This window comes from Legionella qingyii (genome assembly GCF_003184185.1).
On sequence record NZ_QHJG01000012.1, the window covers coordinates 1,291 to 19,328 of the forward strand.

Consider the following 18,038-nt stretch of genomic DNA (forward strand, 5'->3'; position numbering starts at 1 on the left):
TTTTATCCATCGTTTTCCTCGGAAGAAGAGCTTTGAAAAAAGCAATTACTATCTCTCAAGAATTTTTTGAGAAACTTTTAAGCATGCTGTATCAGTGTGCTATTCAGAATCAACAAGAGAGTCCTCACTATGGCTAAATTTTGTGAGGATCTCTCAGGCTTTATGCGCGGGCTCTATACCGAGACACACGAAAATGTACCTATTTTTAATGTAGCCTTTACTGGATTCTGCGCATAAAGCGTGGAACATAAGCTAATGAAGCAATTGTCAACAGCCCCTAATATAGGGTCGATAATTAGAAGCCCGAATTATCGCTGCACTAACTTGAGGAACAGACACATGTATCTTGAGCATAGAGAGATTTATCATTGCTCTAACACATTGTTACAAAGAGAGCCCCTCGCTACACTCGTGATGACGAAAAAACCTCTGGATTTCGTTAAACTAATCCAGTCTACTAAACACCATTGTTATTTAGGCAAGGAGGCTAAAAAGTCAGTAACCTCTTTGGGTGTTAATTCATAACATTGTCCACGTGACAAATATCTTGGCATAGTTAATACACCGTAGCGAATTCGTATCAATCGACTTACTTCCACACCTTGTGATTCCCATAATCGTCGCACTTCCCTATTACGTCCTTCATTTAATGTCACATGATACCAGGAGTTTGATCCTTCTCCACCTCGAAATTCCAAGCGAGTAAATTTAGCTATTCCATCTTCTAGTTCAACACCCTTTTGAAGATTATTTAAAGCCTCCGGACTAACCTGGCCATGAACTCTAACTGCATATTCTCTTTCCAGTCCATATTTAGGATGCATTAATTGATTTGCTAAATCACCATTATTTGTAAAGATAAGTAAACCAGAAGTATTTAAATCCAAACGACCTACCTGAACCCAACGTCCCTGTCGCAAATGAGGTAAATGATCAAAAACTGTCTTCTCAAATTTAGGATCATGACGGCTTGATATTTCACCTACGGGTTTATGATAAAGCAGAATGCGTGTGTTTTGTCTTACTTTAAGTGGATTAGGAATTAACTTTCCTTTTACAGTGATCTTATCTTCGGCACTTGCTGAATCGCCTAATTTCACTGGTTTACCATTAACCTGAACCCAGCCATTTTCTATCCAACGCTCCATTTCTCGTCGAGATCCAAGGCCTGCTTGACTTAATATTTTTTGTAACCTTTCGCTGCTCATTCGGTAATATACTCTTCATTAGGATTATGTAAAGTTAAGGATTCCATAACCTCGGGTAAGGTTGGAAGTTCCTTTAAATATTTTAAATTGAAATAATTTAAAAACTCTCTTGTAGTCGTATATACAGCGGGCTTACCCGCAACATTTTTATAACCAGAAACACGAATCCATTCTCTTTCCAATAATGTTTTTATTATTTGACTACTTACTGCAACACCACGTAGCTCCTCAATATCAGCTCGGGTAACTGGTTGCTTATAAGCAATAATGGCTAAAGTTTCAAGCAAAGCACGAGAATATTTACTAGGCTTTTCAATTTGCATGCGAGCAACCCAGCTGCTGTATTCTTTTCTGGTTTGTATGATAAAACCACTAGCAACTTGAACAAGCTCAAAAGATCGTGATGTATAGTCTTCTGTTAAGTCATTAATAACCATACTTAAATGTTCTTTGGTAGGTCTTTGCCATTCATCAAAAACCTCTAACAGTTTATCTATAGAGATTGGTTCATTAGAGCTTAAAATTAATGCTTCAACTATGTTTTTTAATTCCTTTTCATCCATCTTATGCTGCCTGTAAATGTATTGGAGAAAATGCTTCGTTTTGTGTAATCACAATGAGTGATTGCCTCGCTAACTCTAAAATAGCTAACAAAGAAACAACCAATCCAATTCGTCCCTCCTCAATCGAGAATAATTGACTGAATTCTAAAACTTTATGTTCTTGCAGTAGTGACAAAACGTGACTCATTCGCTCACGAACCGATAGCACTTCTCGTGAGATTTGATGATGGCTTGTCTGCTCTTCTCTTTGTAATAGTGATTTCATTGCTTCAATTAAATCTTCCAAATGTACATCAGGATGAACTATTATTCGTTCAAGTTCAGAAGGAGTTACTTGAACTAGAAAATGATCTCGCTCTTGTCTAGGAAGTGTATCAAGCAATTCTGCTGCAATTTTTATTTGTTCATAGGCTTGGAGTTTTCGTACCAGGCTCATACGAGGATCTTCTTCCTCATCATCGTCACTAGCAGGAGGAGCCGGTAGTAACAGTCGTGACTTAATTTCTGCAAGCATCGCAGCCATCAATAAATAATCAGCAGCTAATTCTAAACGTCTACATTCCATCAATTGGATATAATGCAAATATTGCTTTGTGATACTTACAATCGGAATATCCAGTATATCTATATTCTGTTTGCGAATAAGGTATAAAAGCAAATCTAGAGGTCCACTAAATGAATCTAAGAGAACCTCGAGTGCATCAGGAGGAATAAATAAATCATCAGGGAGCTCCGTAAGCTCCTTACCATCAATAATTGCTTTTACTTCTGGTTTGCTTGCTAATTCAATATCCATGCTAATAACTCATTCTTATGAGGCTCTTCACAGATACACTCTCAAAAATCGGCATAAATCTGTGCATGTAAAATGGAGGAAGTAACGTGGAACCTGGACGCTATTATATTCGTCCAGGATTGTTTTTCAAAAGTACCGATATAACGCCCAAGCATCAATAATCAAGCCCCATAACTTCTCGTACAGTACTCAAATTTTTGCAAGCCACTTCTCGTGCAGCTTCACTTCCTTCAGAAACAATTCGTTTTACTGAACTCAAATCAGACTCATATTCCGTAATTGCTTCTTGAATAGGTTGTAACTCTTTATTAACCGCGTCAACAACCGGTCGTTTACATTCAATACAACCAATTCCTGCTGAACGACAGCCCTTTTGCACCCAATCCTTCACTTCATTATTGGAGTAAATTTTATGAAATTGCCAAACAGGACATTTGTCTGGCTCACCAGGATCGGTTCGTTTGACTCTTGCTGGATCAGTTGGCATAGTCAATATCTTTTTCTCAACTTGTTCCGGCGGTTCCCTTAACATAATTGTATTATGATAGGATTTAGACATTTTTTGCCCATCTGTACCAGGCATTTTGGCTGTTTCGGTAAGTAATGGGTGGGGTTCTGGCAGAATAATTTTACCACTACCCTCTATGTAACCTAAGAGACGCTCTTTATCACCAATAGATAAATTAGGTTGATCTTCTAACAAAGCTTGTGCTGTTTTAATTGCCTCATGATTTCCATGTTCCTGAAATTGCCGACGCAACTCACTATAATACTTGCTGTTCTTTTTTCCCATTTTTTTAATAGCTTCAGCCGCTAACTCTTCAAAATTTGGCTCTTTACCATATATATGATTAAAACGACGCGCAATTTCTCTTGTAAGCTCAATATGAGATACTTGATCTTCACCGACAGGGACATAATCAGCATGATAAATAAGAACATCAGCACTTTGTAATAAAGGATAACCTAAAAAACCATAGGTCGATAAGTCTTTTTCCTTTAATTTTTCTTGCTGATCTTTAAAGCTAGGTACTCTTTCCAACCATCCCAAAGGAGTAATCATGGATAAAAGTAAGTGTAACTCAGCATGCTCTGGAACCCATGATTGAATAAATATTCGTGATAATCCAGGATTTACTCCACAAGCCAGCCAATCCACAATCATATCCCACAGATGGTTTTCTATAAAACCTGGTTGATCATATTGTGTGGTTAAGCCATGCCAATCGGCTGCAAAAAAGAAGCAATCATATTGATGTTGTAATTTAATCCAATTTTTTATTACACCATGGTAGTGCCCAAGATGTAATCTTCCACTGACTCGCATTCCAGAAACAACTCGTTTATTGGAACTAAATAATGCTGACATCAATATCCTCTTTATAAATTTAAATTAATTACTTAAAAGGTTCGGGATCACCCTTACCCTCCCTTATTATCACTGGATAATCACCAGTTAAATCAACTACCGTTGTGGGCTCTTGTCCACAGTTACCGCCATCAATAACTAAATCGATTTGATGTCCTAACAGATCATGAATCGCTTCAGGTTCGCTCAATGGGGCCTTAGCGCCAGGTAGAATCAACGTAGTGCTCATTAAAGGCGCTTCAAGACATTCCAATAGTGCAAGTGTAATCATATTATCAGGAACGCGTAATCCCAGAGTTTTTCTTTTGGGATGGAGCATTAAGCGAGGAACCTCTTGTGTTGCATTAAGAATAAAAGTATAGGAACCTGGCGTAAACGCTTTCAATAATCTAAATATTGGATTTGATACACGGGCATAAGTGCCAAGTTGAGATAAGTCACGACAAACAAGAGTCATGTTATGATTTTTATCCAATTGGCGTAATTTTCTAATGCGTTCAAGTGCGGCCTTATTACCTAAGCTACAACCCAATGCGTAACCTGAGTCCGTAGGATAAACAATTAGTCCGCCGTCCTCAATAATATTCACCGCCTTTCTCAATAAACGAGCCTGTGGATTATCAGGATGTAATGCAAAAAACTGACTCATAAAGTCCCCTGTTAAATGTTCCATTCATGCCAAATAGGCGTACAGTTCACTGGTAGCTGCCTCTGGCCTCCAAGCTTAACTCGTGAAGAAATATCACTATGATAATCTGAACCAGAAGAAGCTAATAACTGGAACCTTAGGCATATCGCCGCCATTTCATTAACATCAGTAACAGTCATCTCACCAGAAACTACCTCTATTCCTACGCCACCAGCTTCTTTAAATTCATTAATTAACTCATGCAATTTAGAGCGCGTCAATCCGTATTTAAGAGGATGAGCGATAACTGCCTGGCCACCTGCAGTGATAATGCCATCGACCGCTTCCTGAATGCTAATCCAAGGAGTCGGAACATAGGCTCCTTTACCTCTCCCTAAAAAGCGCTTAAATGCCGTTGCAAGATCTTGAACTTTGCCTTCATTCACAAGAAGCTGTGCAAAATGAGGTCTTCCTACTCGCTCATGTCCTGCTAATTTGCATGCCTTTAAATAAGCATCCGAAATACCAAGCAAATCTAATGCCGCTCCAATTTGTTGCGCACGCTCTACTCTACTCTGATTTTGCCGTTGAATCAGTTCAAGGAAACCCGCAGAATGGTTAATTTGATAACCCAGAATGTGTAATTCATGCTTTTTCCATCGGACACTAAATTCTATTCCATTAATTATTTTAATTGATGTAGTAGAAGCGGCCTGCAATAATTCGGGATAACCTGCGACTGTATCATGATCTGTAAGCGACAAACACTGAATCTGTTTACTTTGCGCTCTTTGTATTAATTCTTTTGGACTTAAAATTCCATCAGAAAAATTGCTATGACAATGAAGATCGATCATGAATTTGTGTTATATCAAAAAGAATGATTGTAGCATAAATCTTGCAGAAGATGAGCGTTCTGCACTATTCTTGTGAACCCATACCAAATACGGCCATAAAGTATAATAAATACTATACTAATAATATATTACTTTATTAAGGAAAACCCTAAGATAATGATTCATAATGTTCATCATGTTAAATTATGTAGAAAGTCAATCGTTGCCCGAAATAACAAACAAGCTGACTTTCTCGATGCAATAGACCGCTTTGATGTAACCTTTGCTGTTGGTCCCGCAGGAACAGGTAAAACTTATTTAGCTGTTTCTAAAGCCATACAATGTTTTGAAAAAGGTGAAATACAAAGATTAATTTTTGTAAGACCGGCAGTTGAAGCAGGTGAAAAATTAGGATTTCTTCCAGGAGATTTAGTAGAAAAAGTACTACCCTATTTAAGACCTATTTATGACGCACTATATGAAATGATAGGTTTTAAAGAAACACAAAAGCTGATTCAATCGGATATTATCGAGGTTTTACCCTTAGCATTTATGCGTGGCCGAACTTTAAACGAATCATTTATCATTCTTGATGAAGCACAAAACACAACCATTATGCAGATGAAAATGTTCTTAACACGTATTGGTTTTGGTTCAAAAGCTGTAGTAACTGGAGATATGACACAAGTTGATTTGCCAAAAGGTATTGATTCAGGGCTTGCGCATGCAGTAGGATTATTCAAAAAATTACCGGAAATTAGTATTCATACATTTACAAGTCATGAAGTAGTAAGGCATCCGCTAGTATCTAAAATTGTTGACTGCTATGATAATGCATCAACCGGAAAAAAATAAATGAGTTATTATATCGACATTCAAAACGCAACTGATGAATCACTACCTATCAGCGAAGACGAAATAATCCGCTTGGCATCTCTGGCTTTAAGAGATTGTAAAAAAGAAGCGGAGCTCACTGTTCGGCTGGTTACTGAAGAAGAAATGATTCATTTAAATCATACATACAGAAAGCAAAATAAAACCACAAATGTATTGGCATTTCCTAGTGCGTTACCACCTGAAATACAGTTAGAATGCCCATTATTAGGTGATGTTGTCATTTGCCCACAGGTTTTGTTAGAAGAAAGCAAGCAGCTTAAAAAAACTTTAGAATCACATTGGGCATTGATTTTGATTCATGGAGTATTGCATTTATTAGGCTATGATCATATTAAGGATGATGAGGCAGCCATAATGCAATCTATTGAAATTAAATTATTAGCTGAGCTTGGATTTCCTAATCCTTACGACGTAGAGGGTAATGAACTTGAATAGAGAGGAAGATAGCACTACGTGGTTTGCTCGTTTTAAGCAGTTTTTACAAGGAGAACCACAAAATCAAGAGGAACTTGTTAGTTTATTAAGGGACGCACAGATTCGCTCTCTTATTAGCGCTGAAACTTTGACAATGATAGAAGGAGCTATTTCATTCTCCAAAATGCGTGTACGAGATATCATGTTGCCCAAAAACCAAATGATTTGCATTAAGCAAGATGATCAATTCTGCGACATCATCAAAACAATTACTCAAACCGGCCACTCAAGATTTCCTGTAATTGCCGCAGATTCAGACGAAATCATTGGGGTATTACATGCAAAGGATTTATTACGCTATCAATCTGCAAATCTCGACTCCTTCGATTTACTAGATATTTGTCGTCAGGCAACGTTTGTTCCTGAAAGCAGGCGTTTGGATAGCTTACTCCGTGAATTTCGCAGCAACAAAAATCACATGGCTATTGTTGTGGATGAATATGGCGAAGTTTCAGGCTTTGTAACCATTGAAGACATTATCGAACAAATTATTGGCGATATTGAAGATGAGTTCGATATTGATGAAGATGCGTACCTTAAGGCACATGAAGATGGACACTATATTGTTAAAGCCCATATGCCTATTGATGAATTTAATGAACAACTTAAAGCAGATTTTAGTGATGAAACTTATGATACAATAGGTGGTATTGTAATGAATAGTTTTGGTCATTTACCTTCACGAGGGGAAACGATTACGATCGATTCTTTTGAGTTTAAAATTATTAATGCAGATGCTAGAAGAATCAAGTTGATGGAATGTATTGATAAACGCAAGGCATAATGAAGAATGAATGGTAATATTCTCATAATCGATGACGATATAGAGCTGACAGATTTATTAGCCCAATATTTGGAACCCGAGGGATTCCATGCTGTTTGTATTCATGACGGTGAAAACGGAGTAAAAAAAGCCTTAAATCAGACTTTTGATGCAATTATCCTTGATGTCATGTTACCGAAACTGAATGGTTTTGAAGTATTAAAAGCGATTCGTGAACATTTGGAAACACCTGTTCTCATGCTTACGGCTCGAGGTGATGATATAGACCGTATTGTAGGCCTTGAAATTGGTGCCGATGATTATCTGCCTAAACCATGCAATCCTCGCGAATTAGTAGCTCGCTTACGTGCTATTCTAAGACGTACCCAAAAAATTCCCACATCAAGACCGGTCATCGAACAACATAACATAGTGGTTGACTGTTCCAAACGTCATGTAACCATGGGTGGAAATTATCTCGAACTGACTAATGCTGAATTCAATATTTTAGAAATGCTTATAAAATCACCAGGGCAAGCATTTTCAAAGGAAGAACTTACTGAATATGCTTTAGGCAGAAAATATACTGCCTATGATCGAAGTATCGATGTTCATATCAGTAACCTAAGAAATAAATTAGGAGACAATCCTCAAGGCGAACCCATAGTTAAAACTGTTCGAGGATTTGGATATATGTTTAATGCGTAGTTTGTATTGGAAAATTTTTATTTCATTTTGGCTCGCCACAATACTTATTATTTTCACTACAGCTTGGGTAATTAGTCATATTGTACAAAAATCATCATTGCCTGCCCAAGAACAGCTATTTATGGATAGTTATGCAAATGCGGCCGTTGCAACGTACGAATCAGGTCGACAAACTGCTTTATTAAAATGGCTTAATAAAATTGGTATTTCACGCCATATGTCCATTTATTTATTATCAAGCACTGGTGAAATTATTGGAACACAAGCCGTACCAGAAAATGTAAAAAAAGTTGCAGAAAACTTACTTCAAGATCAGCTAAGCGAAGGTATATTAAAATCAGGCAAACTCATCGTGAGTCATGAAATCTTATCCACTTCAGGAAAGTTTTATCGACTTGCTGCTGTAAGTGAAAAACCAATCTATCATTTTGTTGGCGTTCCTTGGGCTGGTCTTGCGATTCGCCTCATTTTAGCCACATTTATTAGTGGTCTTATTTGTTATTTATTATCACGGTATTTAACTCAACCATTACGATCTTTGGGATTGGCGGCTAAATCAATTGCTACTGGAAAGTTAAATACAAGAGTTGGGCATTTAAGAGGTCATTATAATGATGAGATAGCCCAATTGAGCAATGAGTTTGATCGTATGGCAGAACAATTGGAGACAATAGTCAACTCCAAAGAACGATTGTTACAAGATATTTCACATGAATTACGCTCCCCTCTTGCTCGATTGCAAATTGCTATTGAATTAGGACGCAATAAAACGCAACATTTAGCAGACACAGAATTTAATCGTATGGAACTTGAGTGTTCCAGGTTAAATGCTTTAATTACTGAGGTACTTGATTTTGCTCGTTTGGAAAAATCAACAACTGATCTCAATTTAAATAAAATTGATCTTTCAGCTCTTTTGCTCAATATCATTAGAGATGCCAATTATGAAGCTGGAGAGGAAACACCGCGAGTCAAGGCAGGCGTGATTGAACCGTGTTGCTTGTTCATTGATGAGCGATTAATTCATAGAGCAATAGAAAATGTGGTTCGCAATGCACTACATTACTCGCCTGCCACAGAACAAGTGGTTGTTTCATTAAAACATGATGAAACTAAAGAACATGTGTACATCGATATTAGTGATAAAGGACCAGGCGTGCCTGAAGCTCAATTAAACAGAATATTTAGCCCATTTTATCGTGTTGATACGTCAAGAACAAAAAAAACAGGCGGATACGGTTTAGGGTTAGCCATAGCCTCTCGCGCAATTCAATTACATCAGGGTGAAATCATGGCTCTAAATAATCCTGGTGGAGGATTGCTTATACGCATTATTCTTCATTCAATACCAGATATAAAAACGGAACCACCTGTATTAAATCCAGTTATAAATTCGTAAAACTTTAATCATAAAATTAAATATATGATTGATACTTTTTTTATTCACTCTTATGCTCTTAAATATATGAAATAAACTATTTTTTTCTGTTTAATTAAGGTACAATTTGCAGGGTTACAAAATCTCCAGGATTACTTTTATATGACCGTAGCCCAGAAATTAGATAAAGCAAGTGGCATTTTTTTCTTTGCTGGCTTTTTGCTTTCAAAGCTTCAGTATATTCCTTTTCCACTGGCGTCAGCTATTTTCCGATTCATTTCATTGGGCGTTTATTCATTAGCTTATCTGTCTTGGTTTATAGCATGCCATCTTCATCCTGATCATCCAGAACACTATCGCAAATGGTATGGTTTTGCACAAATTAAAGAGCAATTTCTTTTTTCCTCAATTGTAGGGTTTACAGCAACAATAATCAGTGTCGCTGCCATTTTTGTACCGGCTTTATTTCCTCCTGCAGCATGGTTGTTTCTTCTTGGTAATATAATATGGTCAATTGGAGAGTATCATAAATTGAAAAATCCCCCTCCGGGTGATGAAAATTTTTCCTCGACACGACAAAAAGCTTATGTATCTTACGCTATAACATCTACTGCCATAAGCCTTGTTGCTGCAACTGCAGCAACTTTTATCTTTTTCTTTCCGCCGATGGCGATACCAATTACTATTTTTTCACTGCTCATTTGTGTGGGACTTGGGGCATTCGCATTTGAATTCTGGTTAAATTGCAATTTCGGACAACATAAACCCGACCAAACTCCTGAAAGTTATTATGAAATGAGTGAAATATTAAAGCCTTCAGTTTCCGTACAATACTCTAAGTCACCCGAACAAGAACCCAGTTGCTTCAACAGTGTATTTTCAAATCCGAGCCAACAATCTTCTGAACCAACTAAATCAAATGTTATTAATGGCGAAGAACATAAAGAAGAAGATAGTCTTAAAGACAATACTCTTTTATACTTACAAACTTCCAGTTTTAATTGAGATTTGTTATGGATCAAACGATTGCGAAAATGATTTCAAACGCACATGAGGCGCTCATTCATTCTTACTCGCCTTATTCCAAATTTTGCGTGGCTTGTTGTATATGCACCGATAAAGACAATTTATATACAGGAGTGAATGTAGAGAACGGCTCTTATGGTTTATCTGTATGTGCTGAAACTTCAGCAATTTCTGCAATGGTTTCTGCAGGCGAACAACATATTAAAAGTATGGTTATCCTTGCGGGAACAGATTTATTGTGTCCACCTTGTGGTGCATGTAGACAAAGGATTTATGAATTCTCAACAACTGATACTCTAATCCATCTATGTAATAAAGATTCAATATTACGTAGCTTAAAGATTAATGAACTCCTACCATTGGCATTTAATTTTGATGTTAACCCTTAATTAATAGGAAAATTTGTATGACAGATACTGCACCAAAGCAGAGCTATGCCCATTTAGCAGCAAACTATATCAAAAAATTATACCCTTCATTTAAACCAACCATTGGGGTGGTTTTGGGATCAGGATTAGGGAAATTTGCTGATGAGTTACAAGATTCAATACGAATCAGTTATGAAGAGTTACCAGGATTCCCTAAAATTACCGTGCAAGGACATGGTGGTAATTTGATTTTTGGCTATTGGAATAATGTGGGTGTTGTATGTTTACAAGGTCGAGCTCATACTTACGAAGGTATAGAGAACTATGAAACAGTTAAAACCTATATTCGTACTTTAAAACTGTTAGGATGCGATTATTTTATTGCCACTAATGCCTCAGGCTCATTAAGAGAAGATGTTGGGCCCGGAGAATTAATGCTAATCTCGGATCATATAAATTTACAGCCTAGCAACCCATTGATTGGGGCCAACGATGATGAGTTTGGCCCAAGATTTTATCCTTTGGATAACGCTTATGACAAACAAATGCGTTTTGACTTATTATCTATTGCTGCACAAAATTCAATTAAGCTTACTGAAGGAGTTTACATTTCGGTGTTAGGCCCACATTACGAAACAGCTGCCGAAATCAGAGCATTTAAAGTTTGGGGGGCTGATGCTGTAGGCATGTCTACTGTACCAGAAGTATTAGTTGCGAATCATTGTGGGATGCACGTAGCAGTTATTGCTATGATTACTAACTATGCAACAGGTCTCTCAAAAACTGCACACAGCCACGAGTCTGTAGTCGCGATGGCAGAAAGTGCTGCGGAAAAACTTAATTTAATTCTAAAACAATACATTGCGAGTATAAAGTGACTTTAGAGACCCATTTGAATGAGGTCATGGAAACGTTGCTTGGTAGCTATTCCAAAAGAATCATCCCCGCCAAGCAACTTATTCAAACCATTGATCTTACATTATTGGATGAACATGCAACTCCTGAAGCATTATTGCAATTAAAACACAATGCGAATCAAAATAAAGTTGCTGCGCTCTGCATTCATATACAGCATCTGGATCAATTTTTTTCACAAAATAATATTGATTTGGCTACGGTTATTAACTTTCCCCATGGAAGCGAAGAACTCTCTATTTCACTTGAAGCTATAGAAAAGGCAATTGAGCTGGGGGCTCGAGAAATTGATTATGTTTTTCCTTACCATATATATCTTCAGGGACAAATGCAAAAAGCGTTAAATCAATGCCATACTATTGCACAATTATGTAAGAGGCATAAGCTTACTTTAAAAATTATTTTAGAAACAGGCTCTTTTCCTGATATCAAAGCTATTTACAATGCAAGCAATGAGTTAATTGAATCAGGCTGCGATTTTATTAAAACATCAACAGGAAAAATATCTACAGGAGCATCATTATCCGCAGCATTTGCTATTTTAAGTGCTATTCGAGATGCAGGTAGAGTCTGTGGGATTAAGATTTCAGGAGGCATTAGAAAGCCACAGCAAGCATATAATTATGCCATACTCGCAGAGTTGATAATTGGCAAACAAATTAATAAAAGCTGGTTTCGCATTGGGGCCAGCAGTTTATTAGAAGAACTGTTAAAAATAAATTAATTCTCGGTTATACTTCATTCGATCGTAAAATTAATTAGTACGTGACATAGATAATTCCCTATTTGCTTCAAGATAAGCTCACAGTTAAATTTGATATGGGGCTATTATCTTAATCATGTTCCTTACTGGAGTTTGAGTATCTATGAATCGAAAAAACATATTTAAACCAATTTTAGTATTATTCTTTGGTCTTATTTTATCAAGCTGTAATAAAGCATTGCCTCCTGGTGAATATGATTCAAATGAGGTAGGTAAGATTAAAAAAGTAATTCCAGGAACAATTATTTCCAAACGCCCTGTGAATTTGCATCGAACAATGAGCAATGTAACTAATAACACAAACAATAGTTTTGAGGACAATGGCTATAACCAATCACGTGGTGTTGAATATGTCATTAAATTAAATTCAGGAGGAATTATTTCTGTAGTACAAGCAGAAGATCTCAAGCTGAAAACAAAGCAAAAAATACTTGTAATTTATGGAAAACATACTCGAGTTGTTGCAGATAATGGTAGTGAGGCCTTTTAAATCTAAACTATAGGTGTAGCCTGGGTGAAGCGTAGTGGAATCCGGGCTACTATAACTATAATACTACTGTGAGAACATGGTCTTATATGTTCAGGAAGATCATCACAGACCAATACCAACAACAGCCAACCACATTAATGCGCCATAATACGCACTCACAATAAAGGCTTTAAAGCAATCTTGAGGTATTCTTTTATTAATCAGCTTTTGTTGGTAAATCAAGACAATACCCGCTATAAACCAAAAAATATAAAACGATAAATTTATTTGATTTATGAATGCCCAATATAACCACAAACTATGAAATAAACCTTGTAACAAACCAATAATCACCCGATCATAACTAGCAAAATAAATTGCAGTCGATTTCACCCCAATTCGTAAATCATCCGCTTTATCAGCCATGGCATACATGGTGTCATAAGTAATAATCCAGGAAAAATTTATTAAAAACAACAAGAAACATTCACTATTTAAAAATCGATCTGAGGCAACATAAGCCATAGGTATTCCCATAGAAAATGCTAAACCAAGAACAAATTGGGGTGCATTGAGAAAGCGTTTACAAAAGGGATATAACAGAGAAATAAATAGTGCGATTAATCCAAGAAAAAAACAATTTCTAGGAAGCTGAATTAATATAAATAATGCAGCTAAAAGTAATGTTATTAATACAAGAAAACTCTCTGGCAAGCTCACTTCACCAGCAGTTAGCGGTCTTAGTTTAGTGCGTGCAACATGTTTATCAATATTTCGATCAGCAATATCATTGATCACACAGCCCGCAGCACGCATCAGTGCAGTACCGCATAAAAAAAAGATTAACAGTCTGAGCGATGGTAGTCCTTTATTTGCCAACCATAAAGCCCATGCCGTTGGGTACCAGAGCAATAGAATTCCCACGGGCTTATCAAAACGCATTAATCGCCAGTATGCATTCCACTTCATGAGTTAATATTCTCAAGTTCAGGTAACATAATTTCAGCCAAAAAAAATGATTCTTTTTGTTGAAATGAAAACTCAGCGAGTCGCACCCAAAGCACACCATTAATTGAGTCCAGATTTTGTTTAACCCAATAATACTCCAAGCATTGTTGATCCACAGGATAGCTTGTCCATCGAACGCGATGCACTCGATCTTCATTAAAAATTAAGTTTTTTATTGATTCGTTTTCTAAGCGTCCAAAAAAAGCAGGATCAAGCTCATAACATCTCTTAGGAATAATACTTCGTGCATACCAATAAACAACATCATGACTTTTCATCATGATTTCACGTTGAAAGACGAGGTTATCTTGGATTTGTAGAAGGTTTCTACCCCACCAGTCTGTATCTCTCCAACATTGGGAAATAAGCTGAATGCGTGATTCCCCTTTAATTTGCAGCAGTTTATCAGTTAATGAAGCGTTATAATTAAGCCATTGTGAAAGTTGTTCCGAACTTTGTGCATTTATTGTGTAAATGGAATGGGTATTAATAGACATGTATGTTAGCTACTTATTACAAAATATATTTCAGGATGATCTTACAAAATTAACGCATCAGCGACAAGTTATTGCTAACTCTTATTCTTCCTAGTCGATTCAAAATAACAACAGTCTGTTCATGGGTATCTAAATTCATTAAAATGAAACGTCCGTTGCTAATCGCTTGTCCAGGATAAGTTGAAAAAGTGATCTTCTTTGATGAACTTACTCCATCCCAATGCAAGTCCCAACGAGGATGACTCCATTGCCATTGATAAATCAATTCCATTTGATTCGTTTTTTTATTTAAAAAATTTAAAACAATACCCTTTGACCAATTCGATGACGCATCTTGAGGAGAAAGATATACAGGATTGCCAAGAATAATAGCCTGCATCTTGGCATATTGTATTGCCGTACGAAGTTCATCAATTATCGTCTTCTGCTCATTTTTTTTCACAAAATAAGTATATGAGCCAATCCCTATTATTGATAAGCCTATAAACACAGACATAGTTATAAGTAACTCAAGTAACGTAAAACCGTTTATTTTCATCAATTAAAATTTATTCCGTTTCTATTTCCTGATTTGCGAGTTACCTAATAAAATACCATAGTTCGATGAATATATTACATACTATAGGAAAATGATTCATCAGACTCTAAATCGACGTAATCATCTTCATAATAAACACCCGAAATCACAGTTTGCATGGGCTCATATTTTCTGCTTAATGAACGAAGCATTTGAGGATCAATATCAGAATGCTTACTCAATAAGCTTAATATGCGTGAACATTGAGAAAAAGATAAATCCCAACGTGAAAAATACTCTTCTTTACACACATTTACATTACTGTTAAGCAAAGCAAGCAATTGACTCATCGCATCATATACTTTCTCACTAGGATTCCTTTTAAGTTCTTTTAACAAATTAATTGCAATATGAAAAACTATGTGTGTTTCATTGCGGATTTTTGCAAAATGGCTCAAACAATCAAAAGGTGCTTTTAACGAAAAAGCGTGACGCGCATAATCAAAAATCTTTTTGTCTGTGCTGTCTTTTAATAAATCTTGCGATAATTTTAAAAACACAGGATATATAGCAAGCAGGATTTTGTGATGGTCTTTTCTAATTGATGAAGATGAATCATGATGTATTTCATTACCAAAAAAAGTCAATTGATTATCATCTTGTTTAGGAGTTTTGGGTGAGTTGGTTTGCGGTGAAAAACTTTTTGAACTGAAATAAAGTCTACGCAACTCCTGCGCTTGTTGCATTAATTCGCATTGATTAGGAGCACTAGACTCTTCAATCAGTCGATACACTTTTTCAAACCAGTTACTATCACCTCGATAACAACAATAGGAAAGTAACTCACCAAGGGAACTAAATGTCGTATACATAAATTCTTCATTTTCATATTCTTCAGAGTCATTTTTATGATAACGGGTATTCAAATAGTTGATTGTCTCTTGATAACCAGAATCAATCATTTGTTTTCTGGTTTCCTCTGCCACGGTAAACGATGATGTAGATACATTATCAACGTTAATTATAATGGATTGACATGCATATTTTCTCAATTTCAAGCGATCTTTTTCCCAACCGCTGGCAGGATCACTAACGCCAGTTAATAATCTATAAATCCAGTTTAATACAACATTCTCTCTATAAACTCGATCCATCACCCGATCGATAGCCTTTCTTTCTGGACCATCATCAAACTTAACGGCTAATACTTTTAGGTTATTACCGTATTCTGATTCGAGTAATGTGGAGTGATCATCAAAAAATGCCTCTGTAGGAAAATTATTTAATATTCCACCATCATTATGTTCTTCACCATCAATAAGGGTTGATCTATAAACAATAGGAAAACTGGCAGATGTTTTAACTGCCTCACTCACTTCAAAATTTGGTGAGCGAAAATAAGAGAAATATCGAGTTTTCCCTTGCCGTTTATTTGTTGCTGTAACTACCAATTCTTTTCCAATCCCACAACCTGGACATTTCTGCCGTATTTCCTCTAAGGTAGCAAACGTAATTTTTCCGTGCGGATATGGAATTTTATATTTAGAAACGATTTGATCTAATTTATAGGCAATAGCATAATCAAGAGCAGTCTTTAAGGAGTGAGCTTCTGAAATTCCATTGATATTTATATCAAAATGAACTAAATGCTCATGTTTAAAATGTTTAAACAGGGCTTCAATCTCGGCCGCTGTATAACCTAAATAACACATTAACGCCATAATGGCTCCTGCGGAGCTACCAGCGAATTTTTCAGGATATATTTTCGCTTCATTTAATGCTTTCCAGACACCAATATGAGCAAAAATTTTTGCACCACCACCACAAAGAACTATATTTTCAATATTAGGTTTTCTTTCACGCACTAAAATCTCATGTGATTTTAAAAACCGAAATATCTCTATTTTTTTTGTTTGATATAGAGGCACTACATGTTTTTCTTTAATTGATTTACTTTTAACTTTTTCTTCACTTATCCAGGGAAATAGCCAATTCCAAATTCGAACATACCAAGGTTTTAATGACATAAAACGCTGCATTCTTCGATAATCATACATTTTATCTAGGCGTTCTTGTGGATCATCTACCTCTATTGATTGAGGATGAGGACTCTTGCATATTGATTCAAAGTTAATATTTTTTATATTAAGCGAGATAAGTTGATCGACCAATTTATCGGTAATAAAAACTCGTTTTGTATTTCCTAAAGGTTCTTGCTGTGAGTCATTAGGATCTTTATATTTTGTCCCTGTTCCCGGAACTAAAAATTGATTAAATCCAATTAATATCCCGTGATTACCATGACACATTTGAATGCCTGTCAATTGATAATGGGATATATTTTTCAGTGATAAATCTAAATCACTTATTTTCCAATGCTCTAGATATTGTCCCTGAAACCAGCTTACTATTCTTCCCCACCAGGTTAAAGCAACCTCTGCTGTAAAGCCGCGATACTCATTTACAGTTACGCCACTTAAAAAGGCTTTAGTTTTTTCTTTTTGATGGGGTTCCAAAAGCCATTGTTTAAACAATGCTCTTTTCTCATCACTTACCCGGGTAAAATCGAACATTATTTGTTCGTTATCAAATAGATAACTACCCAAGGGGATTTTATTATCAGGAGGAAACCCATTAATTTGTAAACGTCCTAAATAGGCCGTCATAATAATTTTTTTTAGTAAATCAAGATTTTGGGCATATGGGTGTGTGTCAGATTCAAGCAGCTGACTTATTACGTGTTGTGGTGTCATCACTTATCCTTAAGTTATGATAATCCATTAACTCATTCAGCAAATAATCGAAGCATTCCCTGCTTTCCATTAATTTATTGCTGAATGGATCTTGCTATACTT

General features: G+C 36.2%; 20 protein-coding genes. 10 read left to right on the top strand and 10 right to left on the bottom strand.

What is annotated here, in order from left to right; all coding sequences use genetic code 11:
- Positions 1-470: 470 nt before the first annotated feature.
- The 6 genes from rluB to DGG96_RS08490 all read right to left on the bottom strand — a co-directional run bounded on the left by rluB (position 471) and on the right by DGG96_RS08490 (position 5,421).
- Positions 471-1,208, bottom strand: a complete 738-nt coding sequence (gene rluB / locus DGG96_RS08465) for a 23S rRNA pseudouridine(2605) synthase RluB (protein WP_110142297.1) — start codon at positions 1,206-1,208, stop codon at positions 471-473.
- Positions 1,205-1,771 (bottom strand): SMC-Scp complex subunit ScpB, encoded by a 567-nt coding sequence (gene scpB / locus DGG96_RS08470; protein WP_110142298.1) that lies wholly within the window; start codon positions 1,769-1,771, stop codon positions 1,205-1,207. Before scpB ends, rluB begins: the two co-directional genes overlap by 4 nt.
- 1 nt (position 1,772) lies before the next feature.
- Entirely contained in the window at positions 1,773-2,567 is a 795-nt protein-coding gene (locus DGG96_RS08475) for a segregation and condensation protein A (protein ID WP_110142299.1), read from the bottom strand.
- A gap of 154 nt (positions 2,568-2,721) precedes the next feature.
- Entirely contained in the window at positions 2,722-3,936 is a 1,215-nt protein-coding gene (locus DGG96_RS08480) for a tryptophan--tRNA ligase (RefSeq protein WP_110142300.1), read from the bottom strand.
- A 28-nt stretch (positions 3,937-3,964) separates the two neighbouring features.
- Entirely contained in the window at positions 3,965-4,585 is a 621-nt protein-coding gene (locus DGG96_RS08485; protein ID WP_110142396.1) for an L-threonylcarbamoyladenylate synthase, read from the bottom strand.
- Between the two features lie 11 nt (positions 4,586-4,596).
- Positions 4,597-5,421, bottom strand: coding sequence for a PHP domain-containing protein (locus tag DGG96_RS08490; protein WP_110142301.1), 825 nt, complete (start codon positions 5,419-5,421; stop codon positions 4,597-4,599).
- A gap of 156 nt (positions 5,422-5,577) precedes the next feature.
- Here DGG96_RS08490 and DGG96_RS08495 point away from each other — a divergent pair, with 156 nt between their 5' ends.
- From DGG96_RS08495 to DGG96_RS08540, 10 genes are all read left to right on the top strand, one after another.
- The gene (locus tag DGG96_RS08495) at positions 5,578-6,255 is read left to right on the top strand and encodes a PhoH family protein (RefSeq protein WP_110142302.1); all 678 of its coding nucleotides are present in this window, start codon (positions 5,578-5,580) and stop codon (positions 6,253-6,255) included.
- A complete protein-coding gene (ybeY, locus tag DGG96_RS08500) occupies positions 6,256-6,732 on the top strand; it encodes an rRNA maturation RNase YbeY (RefSeq protein WP_110142303.1) in 477 nt (158 codons plus the stop codon). It abuts the gene before it with no gap.
- Positions 6,719-7,555, top strand: coding sequence for an HlyC/CorC family transporter (locus DGG96_RS08505; RefSeq protein WP_110142304.1), 837 nt, complete (start codon positions 6,719-6,721; stop codon positions 7,553-7,555). Before ybeY ends, DGG96_RS08505 begins: the two co-directional genes overlap by 14 nt.
- A 6-nt stretch (positions 7,556-7,561) precedes the next feature.
- On the top strand, positions 7,562-8,242 hold the full coding sequence (gene cpxR / locus DGG96_RS08510) for a two-component system response regulator CpxR (RefSeq protein ID WP_110142305.1): 681 nt from the start codon (positions 7,562-7,564) through the stop codon (positions 8,240-8,242).
- On the top strand, positions 8,235-9,641 hold the full coding sequence (gene cpxA, locus DGG96_RS08515; protein WP_110142306.1) for a two-component system sensor histidine kinase CpxA: 1,407 nt from the start codon (positions 8,235-8,237) through the stop codon (positions 9,639-9,641). Before cpxR ends, cpxA begins: the two co-directional genes overlap by 8 nt.
- Before the next feature lie 141 nt (positions 9,642-9,782).
- Positions 9,783-10,625, top strand: a complete 843-nt coding sequence (locus tag DGG96_RS08520) for a hypothetical protein (protein ID WP_110142307.1) — start codon at positions 9,783-9,785, stop codon at positions 10,623-10,625.
- An 8-nt stretch (positions 10,626-10,633) separates the two neighbouring features.
- Positions 10,634-11,035 (top strand): cytidine deaminase, encoded by a 402-nt coding sequence (gene cdd / locus DGG96_RS08525; protein ID WP_110142308.1) that lies wholly within the window; start codon positions 10,634-10,636, stop codon positions 11,033-11,035.
- 17 nt (positions 11,036-11,052) lie between these two features.
- On the top strand, positions 11,053-11,892 hold the full coding sequence (locus DGG96_RS08530; RefSeq protein WP_110142309.1) for a purine-nucleoside phosphorylase: 840 nt from the start codon (positions 11,053-11,055) through the stop codon (positions 11,890-11,892).
- On the top strand, positions 11,889-12,653 hold the full coding sequence (gene deoC, locus DGG96_RS08535) for a deoxyribose-phosphate aldolase (RefSeq protein ID WP_110142310.1): 765 nt from the start codon (positions 11,889-11,891) through the stop codon (positions 12,651-12,653). Before DGG96_RS08530 ends, deoC begins: the two co-directional genes overlap by 4 nt.
- Before the next feature lie 142 nt (positions 12,654-12,795).
- Positions 12,796-13,182, top strand: coding sequence for a hypothetical protein (locus tag DGG96_RS08540; RefSeq protein ID WP_110142311.1), 387 nt, complete (start codon positions 12,796-12,798; stop codon positions 13,180-13,182).
- Between the two features lie 102 nt (positions 13,183-13,284).
- Here the strand turns inward: DGG96_RS08540 and ubiA are convergent, their stop codons facing one another.
- From ubiA to vpdC, 4 genes are all read right to left on the bottom strand, one after another.
- Positions 13,285-14,130: a 4-hydroxybenzoate octaprenyltransferase gene (gene ubiA, locus DGG96_RS08545; protein WP_110142312.1), complete on the bottom strand. Its 846-nt coding sequence runs from the start codon at positions 14,128-14,130 to the stop codon at positions 13,285-13,287.
- Positions 14,127-14,666 (bottom strand): chorismate--pyruvate lyase family protein, encoded by a 540-nt coding sequence (locus DGG96_RS08550; RefSeq protein WP_110142313.1) that lies wholly within the window; start codon positions 14,664-14,666, stop codon positions 14,127-14,129. The genes ubiA and DGG96_RS08550 overlap by 4 nt, the downstream gene beginning before the upstream one ends.
- Before the next feature lie 49 nt (positions 14,667-14,715).
- Entirely contained in the window at positions 14,716-15,204 is a 489-nt protein-coding gene (locus tag DGG96_RS08555) for a GspH/FimT family pseudopilin (protein WP_110142314.1), read from the bottom strand.
- Between the two features lie 74 nt (positions 15,205-15,278).
- Positions 15,279-17,936: a Dot/Icm T4SS effector VpdC gene (gene vpdC / locus DGG96_RS08560; protein WP_110142315.1), complete on the bottom strand. Its 2,658-nt coding sequence runs from the start codon at positions 17,934-17,936 to the stop codon at positions 15,279-15,281.
- Between the last annotated feature and the right edge of the window lie 102 nt (positions 17,937-18,038).